Genomic DNA, 13,359 nt, shown 5'->3' with positions numbered 1-13,359 from the left:
CGTATATAATTTATTGCTAGTTCTAGCCTACTTACGAAAATCCTCGCGGATTTTCTATTCGGTTTTTATTTGCTAACTTTAGTGCTTAAACCACGCAACAAACCATATACAACAACGTTAGCACAAATTTGAGAATGAACCCAAAAGTCAATCCATTTAGAAACTTTTTACAAGTCTTTTATGACAAAATAAAAGGTGTGAAATACGGAAAAAAAACTGTTGTAGAATTGGAATTGAATAACGACACTACTATTGAGCGAATAACAACTATCATTGCCGAAATTGATAATCGTTGCGTTATAAATTTTTATGATGCCTTTTATGAATTACAACCGAATCAAAAACCCACAACTCGTGGAGACTCTGGTGCGTTTACAGAAGTTAGGAAATACGGAACTGATTTTAAAGTAAGATTAGGAAATCACGGAGGTTTTAAACTTAATGGAAAATGGATAGAATTATCGGAACAGGAATTAATTGACCGAATTTATAAAAGCAGAATGTACAATGCTGGAAAAATGACCTTGGAATCAAGACCAATCCGAAAACAATGGAGAAAAGTAGAAAACGGAAAAGCACTTTATGAATTTCATCACGATATATCTGATAAAAAAAACTTGTGCTAACACTGTATATAATTTATTGCTAGTTCTAGCCTACTTACGAAAATCCTCGCGGATTTTCTATTCGGTTTTTATTTGCTAACTTTAGTGCTTAAACCACGCAACAAACCATATACAAACACGTTGTACCCAATGCAAACCAACCGATAGAGAATGAAAATAATTGAAAGAATTAAACTAAAGAACTTTGGACGATTTCAAGACATTTCGATAGGATTTCAAAAAAACTTGAATTTACTGATTGGCGACAATGAAGCTGGAAAAAGCACTATTCTCAATGCAATTGACTTTGTTTTAAGTGGTAGCCGGAGTAAAGTTGAAAATTATGGAGTTGATAACTTATTCAATACAGAAGTAATAAAAACCTTTCTAGACTCGGAGAAAAAATATGAAGATTTACCTATACTTTTTGCAGAACTCTATTTAAATGACCAAGGAAATAAAGATTTAGAAGGCAACTACAATTCAGAGGACTTATACACTCACGGATTAGCAATAATTTGTGAACCGAGAGAAGATTTAAGCAAAGAAATCAAAGACATTCTCTCTCAAGATGATGATAACTTTCCCTTTGAATATTATTCAATCACTTTCAAAACTTTCTCTGGTGAAAGTTATACTGGATACAGAAAGTTTATGCAACATTTACTTCTGGACAATACACAAATCAATAATGAGTACGCTACAAAATCTTACATAAAAAAACTTTACTCAAATAGTGTCAAGGATTCCGAGAAAAATAAACATCAAAACGAGTACAGAAAACATAAAGACACGTTTCGAGATACCGTGTTATCAGAACTAAATGACCGAATTGAAGATTATTCATTTTCCATAAAAACCAATTCGAAATCAAACTTAGAAACGGATTTAACAATACGTGAGGGAAATATTGAAATTGACAATAAAGGGAAAGGTAGACAATGCTTTATTAAAACAGATTTTGCGTTACAAAAAAATGAAAATGAATTAGATGTCATTTTACTAGAAGAACCTGAAAATCATTTGAGTCATTTAAATATGAAAAAGTTAATCCAAAAGATTGACAACTCAGAAAACAAACAACTTTTTATAGCGACTCACAGTAATCTGATTAGCACAAGACTAAATCTCAAAAAATCAGTTCTTTTAAATAGCAATAGTCAGTCATCAATACTATTAGATGGACTACCTGACGATACTGCCAAATTCTTTATAAAAGCACCTGATAACAATATTCTCGAATACATTTTGTCAAAAAAAGTTGTGCTCGTTGAAGGAGATGCAGAGTACATTCTAATGGAATCCTTCTTTGAAAAAGAGACTGGTCAAAAGACAGAATATTTTGATGTACATATCATATCTGTTGGAGGAACGAGTTTTAAACGATATTTGGACATAGCCAAACTACTAGATATAAAAACTGCTGTAGTTCGTGATAATGATGGTGACTTCCAATCAAACTGCGTTGATAGATATGAAGATTACGTAGGCGATAACATTCAAATTTTTTATCCTGACGACAATGATATTTCAACATTTGAAATATCAATTTTTCAAATTAATGAAGCTATTTGCAATGAACTATTTCTAGCTGGAAGAAAAAAATTAACTGTTCAAGAGTATATGCTAAAAAACAAAGCTGACGTAGCATTTGAACTTTTGGATAAGAAAGCTGGAGAAATTGAAGCACCTGATTATGTCAAAAATGCTATCGAATGGATAAAGAACTAATCTTAGCAGTTGCAGGTTCAGGCAAAACTAGTCTAATTGTTTCAAAATTAAATCTAGAAGATCGGTTTCTATTAATTACATATACAATTAATAATACTAAAAACCTTAGAAGTTCAATTATTGAAAAGTTCGGACATTTTCCTAACAATATAGAACTGTTTTCTTACTACAACTTTCTTTATTCGTTTTGCTTGAGACCTTTTTTAGCTTATAAAATGAAACCCAAGGGTATTTTTTGGGAAAATACACCACAATACACGGACAGATTCAAGCTTGATGACATTAGAAGGTATATGACAAAAGGAAGAATGTTGTACCATAACAGAATCGCTAAGCTACTTGAACAATGTAACGTACTTGATGATATTAATAATAGATTGACCAAATATTATGACCATTTATTAATTGATGAAGTTCAAGACTTTGCTGGACACGATTTCAATTTGCTCATTAATATTTTGAAATCAGATATCAATATTCTTCTAGTTGGGGATTTTTATCAACATACATTCGATACAAGTAGAGACGGAAGAACGAATTCGACTCTACACGATGATTTTGCCAAGTACCAAGGACGCTTCACAAAACAAAATGTAGAAATCGAAAAAGAACACCTTAACAAAAGCTATAGATGTACAAAAAATGTTTGTGAGTTTATCACGAATAACCTTGGAATAGATATCGAATCGCATAAAGACGAAGAAAGCAAAGTGTCTTTTGTGACTAACAAAGATGAAATAATGGCAATTTTTAAAGATGACTCTATTGTAAAATTATTTTATCGAGAAAATTATAAATACCAATGTTACTCTAGAAATTGGGGAGATTGTAAAGGTGAGAATCATTATGAAAATGTCTGCGTAGTTTTAAACAAAACTTCTATGGACAAGTATAAAAAAGGTAAGCTGAATGAATTAAAACCTGTTTCAAAAAACAAATTATATGTCGCCTGTTCCAGAGCAAATAACAACCTATATTTAATAGATGAAAGCGAAATTAAACATCTGAAAACATAAGCACTGGGTACAACAATGGGTATACGTAATGCGGGTTGAAGTGCTAAAAGGAACTTATGAACATAAAACAAAATCAACGGTAAACGGAAAGGTAAGTGCCTTGAAATCCCGCACTACGCATACCCGAGACCGTTACCACACATTTGAGAAAACCATATGACTTTTGAATTAAACAATGAACAGCGCAAATATTTAGGATTAGAATTAGTTGCAAATAATTGGGAAAAAGTCACGCTTAAAGGAGATTCCTATCGACCAAGTTCAATTTTATACTTTGATAATAATACTATCCGAAAACAAGTGATTTCAACTGAATTAAAATATTCAGAAATTCAATATAATGAGGAAACTGAAAACAGAGAATTTCTACTTCCAAAAACTCAAAAAGGAAAACCAAAGAAACTGACTTCTTCAACATTAGAATCAAAAACACCAATAGGCACTTATTTCGATTTTGGGATTAGTGGAATAACAATTGGAAACCACACAACTCAAAACACATTTTACTCAACTCATTTTGAGAATATAAAGTTTAAAGATATTTCGGATTTAAAAAATTGGCTCAATGATTTTATAAAAAACTCAACTTCAGAAGACCTGAAATCAATCAAACAATTCTCTTCAAAAAAAAGAAAAAGGATAAAGCTAAAAGCAGGTGACTTCTTTGCCTTCAAAGTTGACAGACGAAATTATGGATTTGGACGACTGATTTGCGATTTGAGACCTTTAAGAAAGGATTCAAAGTTTAAGGCAAATAAAAATTATGGAATAATGAACCTTATGACTCAACCTCTTGTCATTAAAGTTTACCATTTCATAAGCCCAATTAAAGAAACCGATTTAGAGGAACTGAAAACTAAAAAATCTATTCCTGCTCAATATATTATGGATAATGTTTTGTTTTATGGAGACTATGAGGTAATTGGAAATCAACCTTTGGCGGAAATAGAATATGATTTCCCAATTTCTTATTCTAAAAGTATTCATTTTGGAGATTTTGGAACTGTGTATTTGCAATATGGATTAATATATAAAGAAACCACAACAAAGAAATACAATAAGCATTTAGCAATTGAAAATCCAGATAAAAACGCTAAAAGCTGGGAAAAGGTTTTGAAGTCAAACCCATATAGAATTGAATCAATTGGAGCGAATTTAAATTTTCACAAAGAGACATTGGAGAATTGTATCAAAATAAATTCTAATCAACCTTATTGGGAATCTGAATATTATGAATTGGAAGCTGATTTGAGGAATCCAAAAAATAAAAGTGCTAAAAGAGAAATATTTGAATTCTTCAATCTAAATCCGAATGGAACATATTACGAAAACTTAAAAAAATAAAAACGTGTGGTAACACCGTGTATAATTCATTGCTAGTACTCGCCTACTTACGAAAATCCTCGCGGATTTTCTATTCGGTTTGTATTTGCTAAATTAGTTGCTGAAACACGCAACGAAATCATACACAAACACGTTGCCCACAATTATGGAATCACCGCAAACTTTAAGAAGACCATCTAACTGGCAGGATTTTGAAACTCTATGCAAGAAGCTATGGGGAGAGATTTGGAATTGTCCAGAAATACAAAAAAATGGTCGTTTAGGTCAAGAACAAAATGGAGTTGATGTCTTCGGAATACCATTTGGTGAGGATGCCTTTTATGGAATTCAATGTAAAGGAAAAAGTGAATACAATAATAGTCAGTTTACAACAAAAGAAATAGATAAGGAAATCTTAAAATCTAAAACTTTCGAACCGCCATTAAAAAAACTATATTTTGCCACAACTGCCTTAAACGACAGTAAAATTCAATCTTATGTTAGAACCAAAAACATTGACCATATAAAAGCAGGATTATTCGAAGTTCATTTATTCTCATGGGAAACAATTGTAGACTTAATTGACGAAAATAAACAAACCCACGATTGGTATATTAAAAATCAAAATTACAAATCAAACAAAAGTGTTAAATTAACTTTCGAAAACAACGAAAGTGAAATGATAATAGAGCCTAAATTCAGAAAGAGAACTTATCATTATAAGCAGAAAATAGTTCAGTATAACCCAAGAGATAGATTTAACAATAATCTATTTTTGGACCTTTCAGCAATAGGTCAAACTAATAATCAATTAAACCAAAGTTATTCTAAATTTGAAATACGTATTCATAATACAGGGAATGAACCATTAGAAAAATACAAAGTCTTCTTTAATTTTAAAGGAGAAATTCAGAGCTTGGCAGATAATAATATTGATGGACATCATTTATCCAAATTATTAAGAAAACACCAACCTGATGTTTTCTTATGGGAAGAAACAATGTCAGGAAAAGTTATTCCAAATGACTCAATTCTTGTAGGAGACGACATTTTTAGGTCTGAAGATATATATTTGAAACCTTTTCCAAAGGAATATGATATAATTATTGAATGGAAATTAATCTCAAAAGATTTTAAAGAAACTGGAGAACTTGTTTTGAAGGTCAAGCCAAATATTATCTCTGACACTAAAGAAATTCTTACTGAAGACCCATTAAGATTAGGAGTTTTTGAAAAAGGAATTGAAGATTATTTAGAGGATGACGAGTAAAAATAACTGTGGGCAACAACGTATATAATCCATTGCTAGTACTAGCCTACTTACGAAAATCCTCGCGGATTTTCTATTCGGTTTTTATTTGCTAAATTAGTTGTTTACACACGCAACGTGTCATATACAAAACCGTTGTACGCAAGTTGACCAATGAAACGCAAAAAGAAAATAATAATCGGAATTGGAGTCTTTTTTGTCGGAATTTTATTTTGGCAATTCGGACTTTTTAACCGATTCAATTATTTAACTGGAAAGATTGACAGTTGGCGGAATTCAGCAAGAATCGTGACGGTTGGAAAACCATTGCCTTGTGGAGTTCCTTGCATTGGATTAAAAGAAAAATACGGATTTCACGAATCGAATGTTGAATGCACTGTAACTGGACCTCAATTACGTGGAATTGATTCTTATAACGCTGAAATTGAAAAGTATCTGAATAAAAGAAATGGGAAAGACTGGCGGGAAAATTATCAGGCGGAAATGGATTCATTGATTATAAATAATAGATTGGAATGAGTAAAACGCTAAAAATTATACTTGGAGTTTTAGGAACAGCGATAATTGCAATATTTGGACTAATAATGTTTGGACTTTATCTTATGGAAGATGAAGACAGATATGGAGATTTAGTCTACTTTCATCAAAAAGTAGAAGATGGCGATATTATTTTTCGGTGTAAATATTCCGGAGAATTAGGACAAACAACTGAATTTAATGAATACGGAATAATTGATAAATCTTGGGGAAGTGTTTATGTATGGGACAATCAAAATACAATTAAACAAGACCTTTATGATTGGGCTGAAAAAGGAAACGGAACACGAGTAAGAGTCTTTAGAATAAAAAAAAATGACTTTAATATGAACAAATTGGAATTGAAAGATGGAACATATAACTATTTAATGAATTCAGGTAAAATGGAATTCGTAACTGAAAATTATTAAAAAAACCTGCGTACAACACCGTGTATAATTAATTGCTAGGTTCTTCCCTACTTGCGAATATTCCTGCGGAATATTCACAGGTTCGTAAATGTTTACTAACTTAGTTGCTTAACCACGCAACTAACCATACACAAACACGTTAGCAGCAAGCTGTCACGTTTGGCTAATGTCTTTACTAATCCAAAAGTTTTTTATTCCTAGTCACGTTTAAATTCTCATTTGGATAATCTAACGTGATAAGTAATACGGAATATTAATGCAGGATTAACTACTCAGATGGATAATTTAAATTGACAAATAATACGGAACAGCAACGTTGGATTAATTACTCAGATGAATAAGTAGAACTGATTAGAAATACGCAAAACAACACAAGATTATAGAAACCATTAAAAATTAAATTTTAAAAGATCATTATAGAAAACCAACAAACTACTCACTCTACTCTGCTTTAATCTTAAGAAGCTTTACGGCCGATCTGAACGCGAAAAAACAAATCTGAACGTAGTGGGATACCAAGAACGGAATTATACGCTAAAATCAATCTTAAAGTTGTTTAATGAAACAGCGTGAAATTAAAAGCCGGCTGCTAACACCGTGTATAATTAATTGCTTTTTTGAGCTTACTTGCGAAAATTCCTGCGGAATTTTCACGGGTTTGTGAAAGTTTGCTAACTTAGCTACTAAACCACGCAACTAACCATACACAAACACGTTAGGCAACATTTGAAATGAGCATTTTCAATCGAAAAACAAAAAGGAAACATATTGAACAGTTCGGACTTAAAATAGCTGAATTGTTGGAATCGGAAATGCCTCAAATCAAAACTGCAATCGGACTTTCCAAAGTTTATGGAATTAGTTTTATGCACGAACCGAAAGGGATTTATATTTCTCGTGGTTACAAGCCTAAAGAATTTAAGCTTATAAACAGAAATCACAAAACCTGTTTTAATCTGACTGGAATTTCAGTTTGGAATAAAAAAGAAAATCTTTTTCAGCCGATTAAATTATATTATCAATCTGACGGTCTGACCAAAATAGAAATAGATAATCCAGAGTATTTTCATAAAACATTTGACTTAAACCAAATTCAGAAAAGCCAAATAGAACTGGAGCATCTGAAAATGGAAAACCCTGACCAAAAGACAGCGGAAAAAATATTAAAATCGCTAACCAAAGAGCAAATTGAACTTTTGGAATTAGACTACACATTTGAAATTGAATTTGACGAAAAACTATTCTACACAATTTTGGATATGGAAGATGGAAATTACATTGCTGTGGACAAAAAAGGAAAGGTTTTTCGACTAAATCACGACCACGAAGAAATGGTTAAACTAATAGCTAACAAACCAACTGAATTCTTTAAAATTTATAGCGGAAAAAAAAGCGAACTAGAAAATATAATGTATGAATAAAAAACGTTGCCTAACACCGTGTATAATTAATTGCTTTTTAAGTGCTTACTTGCGAAAATTCCTGCGGAATTTTCTCGCGTTCGTAAAAGTTTGCTAAATTAGCTACCAAACCACGCAACTAACCATACACAAACACGTTGGCAATAATATCAACGGAACGTAAAAAGTGAACAATTTGATTAATGAAATATAGCATTCCAGATAAAAGAGAATTGACAAAATCCGAAATTGAATTTCTGACCTATCTGTTTGGAAAAGAAAAATCGGAATGGACTAATTCAATCGGGAATCTGAAAGTTATTGCGAGATGTGGTTGCGGAAAATGTCCGACTATAATATTTGGAAAAACATTTGACTCGGAAGTTCAAAACGGGAATTTAATAATAGATTACGCTGGAAAAGGTAAAAACGGAGAATTAATCGGAATATCTGTATTCGGAACTGACCAAATGCCGACTGAATTGGAATTTTACTCAATAAGCGGAGAATCTGAAATTACTGAAATGCCGAAAATTAAAACACTTGAACCAAGTAAATACAAAGTCGATTAATGATTAAATTATTCAACTATACTTGGATAGGAATCAGTTCTTTCTTTATTTTATTAGTTTCCAGATTTTTATTTCTTGGGTCAGAGGAGGATTTTGATTTTTTAAAAACCGATTTAGTAATTAATGTTCTGAAAAGAGCAGTTTCAGTTGCATCAATAGGACTTATTTCAATGTTTCTTTTGGTATTAATTAATTATTTAAAAACAAAAGAATTAAACAAGTCCTTGAAAATTGGAATTTATGGATTATTTATTTGTACATTTTTTTCTCTTTTAGGGACATTATTATTTTTTAACAATTAAAATACTATTGCCAACACCGTGTATAATTAATTGCTTTTTATGTGCTTACTTGCGAAAATTCCTGCGGAATTTTCTCGGGTTCGTAAAAGTTTGCTAAATTAGTTGCTTAACCACGCAACTAACCATACACAAACACGTTAGCAGCAAGCAGTCACGTTTTGCTAACAGCTTTCTTAATCCAAGAGTTTTTAATTTCTACTCACGGTTAAAATCTCACTCGAGTAATCTGACTCGATTAACAGTTCGGAAAATTAACGCTGGATTTATTACTCAGACGGATAAGCCGAATTGACTTAGTTTGCAGAACAACAATATTGGATTGCTTACTCAGATGAATAAGCAGAACTGATTAGAATTACGGAAAAATAACGCAGGATAATAGGAACCATTAAAATTAAAATTTACGAGATCCATAGAGAAAACCATCAACTGACTCTACTCTATTTTAATTTACAAAACTTTACGGCCGATCTGAACGCTAAAAAACAAATCTGAACGTAGTTGGATACCAAGAACGGAATTATACGCTAAAATCAATCTTAAAGTTGTTTAATGAAACAGCGTGAAATTAAAAGCCGGCTGCTAACAACGTGTATAATTAATTGCTTAGACAAGTGCTTCTTTGGAAAATTCCTTCGGAATTTTCTCTGGTTCGTAAAAGTTTGTTAACTTAGTTGTTTAACCACGCAACTAACCATACACAAGACCGTTGGGCTTCATACAAAAAACGCCCGTACTGAATCATATTTTTTGTACATTTGATTTAAAGAAATTTTAAAATGGATATTCGAACAACAAAACTTGAACTGCTAAAAACGATTTTGGAGACGGAAAACACTGACTTCATCCTAAGAATAGCCGACTTTGTAAAAAAAGAAAAAGTAGATTTTTGGGACGAAATGTCTTTATCTGAACAATCTGAAATAAAACAAGGTATTGAAGAATTGGATAAAGGAAAAAGAGTTTCATTCGAGTCATTCCTAAAGAAAATTTCTTAATGAAAGTATTCTTATCCGAACTTGCTGAATCAAAACTTCTAAAGTTATCTCAATATTTACTGGAAGGATGGAACGTAAAAACTCGTGACAAGTTTATCTCAAAACTAAGCGATAAAATCAAACAAATATCAAATCAACCTGATAGTTGTCCAAAATCATCGGAATTTAAAAATCTTTATAAATGTGTTGTAACAAAGCAAACGACATTTTTCTACAGAATATTAGCTGAACGAAAAGAAATAGAAATCATTACAATTTTTGACACTCGACAAAATCCTGATAAATTAAAAAAAGACATCGATTAAAAAGTACGAAAGCCCAACACCGTGTATAATTAATTGCTGTGTAAGTGCTCATCTGGAATATTCCTTTGGAATATTCTCAGGTCCGTAAAAGTTTGCTAAATTAGCTACCAAACCACGCAACTAACCATACACAAACACGTTGGCAATAATTAAAACCAAATGAGAAACTTACTGATTTTATTAATGTTTTTCACCTTCAACGAACTGATTTCGCAAGAAATAATCGGAATGAAAGAAGTCTACATTAAGAATGATTTGGTTTATAAAAGCGCAACTGACGAACCCTTTACCGGAATTGCGCAAAGCAAACGAAAAAAAGGACATTTAGTTTATGAAGAGGAATATAAAAATGGAATTATTCTGTCGAGTAATTTATATTATAATGGAAAAGAAATAAGAGTTTCCAATAAAACGGAATATAATCCGAATAAACCATTAGTCCTTGCAAAAGAAATTAAATACCATTTAGATGGCGAAATTTTTGAAACAACAACTTATAATGACGACGGAATAAAAATCCTTGTAGAACAATTTGAAAACGGGAAATTAACTTATAGTTGTCAATATTTAGGAAAAAAGAAACACGGACTTCAGTTGGGTTATGGAGAAAATGGAGAGAAAATGACTTATCGATGTGAATTTATTAACGGAAAGAAAAACGGAACTGAATATTGCCTGAATGACGACGGAACTGAAACCAAAAAGGAATATCGAAACGGAAAGAAAATAAAATAACTATTGCCAACACCGTATATAAAAAATTGCTGGTGTTGTACTAAAACAAAGGTCGTTGCACGTTTGCTACGTCTGATTTTCCTTCGGAAAATCCTCGCACGCAAACACGCAACTTTCCATATACAAACACGTTGGCAAACATATAACCGAACAATGAGATTCATCTACATAATTCTATTATTAATTCTGACTTTTGGTTGTTCCTCAAACAATAACGCATCGGAATTTGAAAAAGTTTTAGGAAAAGAAAACAACGCGACTCTGACTTTACTCGTGAACGACTTTGAAAATGACTTTCTAAAAAAGCAGTATCCTAATTCTGAACTAAATGAATCTTACAAAAAATTCTTGATTGATTATAAAAATGGGAGCCTCGAAAATTGGGTGCCATTACCAAAAAAAATAACAGAGAGTTTTAATTCAAGCCAATTGGAAAAAGAAATGTATTATCATCCAGATTCAGTTTGGATTTTACCGAACAGTTCGTTTGATAAAATAGAGGAAGATTCCTTAATATTTCTTGATGTAAATCGACCTTATATTAAATTGAGAAAGAAAAATTTAATGTTCAGTAGTCCTGAAAAAACAATTTATGAATACGACAGACATTACATTAAAATAGATTCTACAACAGATAAAGATTCACTTATAAATAAAATAATGAACGTGAAATATGTGAATCATTATAATGGAAAATATATTCAGACAACTAACTATATTAGAAAATTTGGCGGATTTTTTGAGCGATTTTCTGACCAAAAAGGCATTATTGATAAAAAACAATTTTGTGATTTGGTTTTAAAAGAAGCTGACTTGAATGATGAATTAATTAGAAAATTAATAGTGTTAGAATTAGTATTATAAATACGATTTGCCAACACCGTGTATAATTAATTGCTTTGGCAAGTGCTTATTTGGAAAATTCCTTCGGAATTTTCTCGGGTTCGCAAAAGTTTGCTAACTTAGTTGTTTAACCAAGCAACTAACCATACACAAGACCGTTGTGTGTAATTTGAGAAAAACGTAACGAAATGATTGAAATTAATGGTTGGGCTGTGATCCGAGAATCTTATAAAGAAGAAGAAGATGACGACAATGAACTTTTGAACTCGATTATAAAGCAAATTGAATCAAAAATAAACGAATTGGATTATAGCAATGAATTTTATTCTTTAAAACGTCTGAATGGAACATATCATTTATCTATTATGGTAAATCATAATCATCGGACTGTAACTGAACACGTAATTGACTTTTTTAAATGGTTAGCTCTAATTTCAAAAGGTTCATATGGTATTATGTATGTGCAAGATGATGAAGATATTGAAAGAGGAAACGAGGATAAATTTAAAGTATGGTCTATGAAAAAAGGAAAAGTGGCTGAATTAGATGATATTTATCTTTCACCATTGAATCCAGAAATTGAAGAATAAAAATTGCAAACAACAACGTTTGTGAGTATTTTAACCGAACAGGCTACCATTGGAAAAATTAATTAAAATAATCCGAAATCCTTACGAAGAACCATATCATATCAATTTGATATTTAAAGCATCAAATGGAGAAAGTACTGGACAGCTTGAGATTTATGATAATGCTGAAAGCCTTAAAGAATTAGCAGACGTTCTTGAAGATTTTCCATTCAAAGAGACAAAAACTTTTCTTTGGGAATTAGGTTCGGAAAAACCTGAAGACAGATTTAGATTCTATTTTAAATGCGAGTTTTCATTAATTAAACATTCAAGTGAATGTGTTGTCAGAATTAGACTAAATAATAATGAAGATGGAATTGAAAAATCTATATCGGAATTTAATATCCAATGTTATCCTGCCGAATTAAATAAATTAGGGCAACTATTTAGAGAATTTTCAAAATTAAAAAAAAAGACTTTGTTTTGGAATGGATTAGGCGGAAAAGTGGAATAAAAACTACACACAACACCGTGTATAATTAATTGCTAGGTTCTTCCCTACTTGCGAATATTCCTGCGGAATATTCACAGGTTCGTCAAAGTTTGCTAACTTAGTTGCTTAACCACGCAACTAACCATACACAAACACGTTCTACGCAATTTGCCAGACCAATGAAAATTATATTTAATGACAGCGTAATTGATAATAAGATAGTCGAACCTGACTATGAATCTGAATTTAA

16 protein-coding genes are annotated in these 13,359 nt (G+C 31.4%); all 16 read left to right on the top strand.

Annotated elements, in window-relative coordinates; all coding sequences use genetic code 11:
- Positions 1-134 precede the first annotated feature (134 nt).
- The 16 genes from DFQ08_RS15565 (at position 135) to DFQ08_RS15490 (ending at position 13,130) form a co-directional block, all read left to right on the top strand.
- A complete protein-coding gene (locus DFQ08_RS15565) occupies positions 135-626 on the top strand; it encodes a hypothetical protein (protein WP_114310973.1) in 492 nt (163 codons plus the stop codon).
- A gap of 150 nt (positions 627-776) precedes the next feature.
- Complete coding sequence (locus tag DFQ08_RS15560) at positions 777-2,336, top strand: ATP-dependent nuclease (RefSeq protein WP_114310972.1); 1,560 nt, start codon at positions 777-779, stop codon at positions 2,334-2,336.
- Positions 2,321-3,352 carry an AAA family ATPase gene (locus DFQ08_RS15555; protein ID WP_114310971.1) on the top strand — a complete coding sequence of 344 codons (1,032 nt, stop codon included), beginning with the start codon at positions 2,321-2,323 and terminating at the stop codon, positions 3,350-3,352. Before DFQ08_RS15560 ends, DFQ08_RS15555 begins: the two co-directional genes overlap by 16 nt.
- Before the next feature lie 156 nt (positions 3,353-3,508).
- Positions 3,509-4,696, top strand: a complete 1,188-nt coding sequence (locus DFQ08_RS15550; RefSeq protein ID WP_114310970.1) for an immunity 26/phosphotriesterase HocA family protein — start codon at positions 3,509-3,511, stop codon at positions 4,694-4,696.
- A 145-nt stretch (positions 4,697-4,841) separates the two neighbouring features.
- Positions 4,842-5,945, top strand: coding sequence for a hypothetical protein (locus DFQ08_RS15545; protein ID WP_114310969.1), 1,104 nt, complete (start codon positions 4,842-4,844; stop codon positions 5,943-5,945).
- A gap of 153 nt (positions 5,946-6,098) precedes the next feature.
- A complete protein-coding gene (locus DFQ08_RS15540) occupies positions 6,099-6,464 on the top strand; it encodes an FEKKY domain-containing protein (protein WP_114310968.1) in 366 nt (121 codons plus the stop codon).
- Positions 6,461-6,892, top strand: coding sequence for a hypothetical protein (locus tag DFQ08_RS15535; RefSeq protein WP_114310967.1), 432 nt, complete (start codon positions 6,461-6,463; stop codon positions 6,890-6,892). The genes DFQ08_RS15540 and DFQ08_RS15535 overlap by 4 nt, the downstream gene beginning before the upstream one ends.
- 731 nt (positions 6,893-7,623) lie before the next feature.
- On the top strand, positions 7,624-8,313 hold the full coding sequence (locus tag DFQ08_RS15530) for a hypothetical protein (protein WP_114310966.1): 690 nt from the start codon (positions 7,624-7,626) through the stop codon (positions 8,311-8,313).
- A gap of 182 nt (positions 8,314-8,495) precedes the next feature.
- On the top strand, positions 8,496-8,864 hold the full coding sequence (locus DFQ08_RS15525; RefSeq protein WP_114310965.1) for a hypothetical protein: 369 nt from the start codon (positions 8,496-8,498) through the stop codon (positions 8,862-8,864).
- A complete protein-coding gene (locus DFQ08_RS16275) occupies positions 8,864-9,166 on the top strand; it encodes a hypothetical protein (RefSeq protein WP_114310964.1) in 303 nt (100 codons plus the stop codon). Before DFQ08_RS15525 ends, DFQ08_RS16275 begins: the two co-directional genes overlap by 1 nt.
- A 779-nt stretch (positions 9,167-9,945) precedes the next feature.
- Entirely contained in the window at positions 9,946-10,164 is a 219-nt protein-coding gene (locus tag DFQ08_RS15515) for a hypothetical protein (RefSeq protein ID WP_114310963.1), read from the top strand.
- Positions 10,164-10,469, top strand: a complete 306-nt coding sequence (locus tag DFQ08_RS15510; RefSeq protein WP_114310962.1) for a type II toxin-antitoxin system RelE/ParE family toxin — start codon at positions 10,164-10,166, stop codon at positions 10,467-10,469. Before DFQ08_RS15515 ends, DFQ08_RS15510 begins: the two co-directional genes overlap by 1 nt.
- Positions 10,470-10,628: 159 nt before the next feature.
- Positions 10,629-11,204 (top strand): toxin-antitoxin system YwqK family antitoxin, encoded by a 576-nt coding sequence (locus DFQ08_RS15505; protein ID WP_147269487.1) that lies wholly within the window; start codon positions 10,629-10,631, stop codon positions 11,202-11,204.
- Between the two features lie 153 nt (positions 11,205-11,357).
- On the top strand, positions 11,358-12,068 hold the full coding sequence (locus DFQ08_RS15500) for a hypothetical protein (protein WP_147269486.1): 711 nt from the start codon (positions 11,358-11,360) through the stop codon (positions 12,066-12,068).
- Between the two features lie 167 nt (positions 12,069-12,235).
- A complete protein-coding gene (locus DFQ08_RS15495) occupies positions 12,236-12,637 on the top strand; it encodes an Imm7 family immunity protein (RefSeq protein WP_114310959.1) in 402 nt (133 codons plus the stop codon).
- Between the two features lie 49 nt (positions 12,638-12,686).
- Entirely contained in the window at positions 12,687-13,130 is a 444-nt protein-coding gene (locus DFQ08_RS15490; RefSeq protein WP_114310958.1) for a hypothetical protein, read from the top strand.
- Positions 13,131-13,359 lie beyond the last annotated feature (229 nt).

This window comes from Winogradskyella arenosi, from assembly GCF_003337305.1.
Taxonomy (GTDB): Bacteria; Bacteroidota; Bacteroidia; order Flavobacteriales; family Flavobacteriaceae; genus Winogradskyella; species Winogradskyella arenosi.
This window is presented reverse-complemented; position numbering and strand designations above follow the sequence as displayed.

Excerpts from the sequence above, each read along its gene's own strand:
- DFQ08_RS15565 (WP_114310973.1), top strand. The coding sequence starts at position 135 with ATGAACCCAAAAGTCAATCCATTTAGAAACTTTTTACAAGTCTTTTAT.
- DFQ08_RS15560 (WP_114310972.1), top strand. The coding sequence starts at position 777 with ATGAAAATAATTGAAAGAATTAAACTAAAGAACTTTGGACGATTTCAA.
- DFQ08_RS15555 (WP_114310971.1), top strand. The coding sequence starts at position 2,321 with ATGGATAAAGAACTAATCTTAGCAGTTGCAGGTTCAGGCAAAACTAGT.
- DFQ08_RS15550 (WP_114310970.1), top strand. The coding sequence starts at position 3,509 with ATGACTTTTGAATTAAACAATGAACAGCGCAAATATTTAGGATTAGAA.
- DFQ08_RS15545 (WP_114310969.1), top strand. The coding sequence starts at position 4,842 with ATGGAATCACCGCAAACTTTAAGAAGACCATCTAACTGGCAGGATTTT.
- DFQ08_RS15540 (WP_114310968.1), top strand. The coding sequence starts at position 6,099 with ATGAAACGCAAAAAGAAAATAATAATCGGAATTGGAGTCTTTTTTGTC.
- DFQ08_RS15535 (WP_114310967.1), top strand. The coding sequence starts at position 6,461 with ATGAGTAAAACGCTAAAAATTATACTTGGAGTTTTAGGAACAGCGATA.
- DFQ08_RS15530 (WP_114310966.1), top strand. The coding sequence starts at position 7,624 with ATGAGCATTTTCAATCGAAAAACAAAAAGGAAACATATTGAACAGTTC.
- DFQ08_RS15525 (WP_114310965.1), top strand. The coding sequence starts at position 8,496 with ATGAAATATAGCATTCCAGATAAAAGAGAATTGACAAAATCCGAAATT.
- DFQ08_RS16275 (WP_114310964.1), top strand. The coding sequence starts at position 8,864 with ATGATTAAATTATTCAACTATACTTGGATAGGAATCAGTTCTTTCTTT.
- DFQ08_RS15515 (WP_114310963.1), top strand. The coding sequence starts at position 9,946 with ATGGATATTCGAACAACAAAACTTGAACTGCTAAAAACGATTTTGGAG.
- DFQ08_RS15510 (WP_114310962.1), top strand. The coding sequence starts at position 10,164 with ATGAAAGTATTCTTATCCGAACTTGCTGAATCAAAACTTCTAAAGTTA.
- DFQ08_RS15505 (WP_147269487.1), top strand. The coding sequence starts at position 10,629 with ATGAGAAACTTACTGATTTTATTAATGTTTTTCACCTTCAACGAACTG.
- DFQ08_RS15500 (WP_147269486.1), top strand. The coding sequence starts at position 11,358 with ATGAGATTCATCTACATAATTCTATTATTAATTCTGACTTTTGGTTGT.
- DFQ08_RS15495 (WP_114310959.1), top strand. The coding sequence starts at position 12,236 with ATGATTGAAATTAATGGTTGGGCTGTGATCCGAGAATCTTATAAAGAA.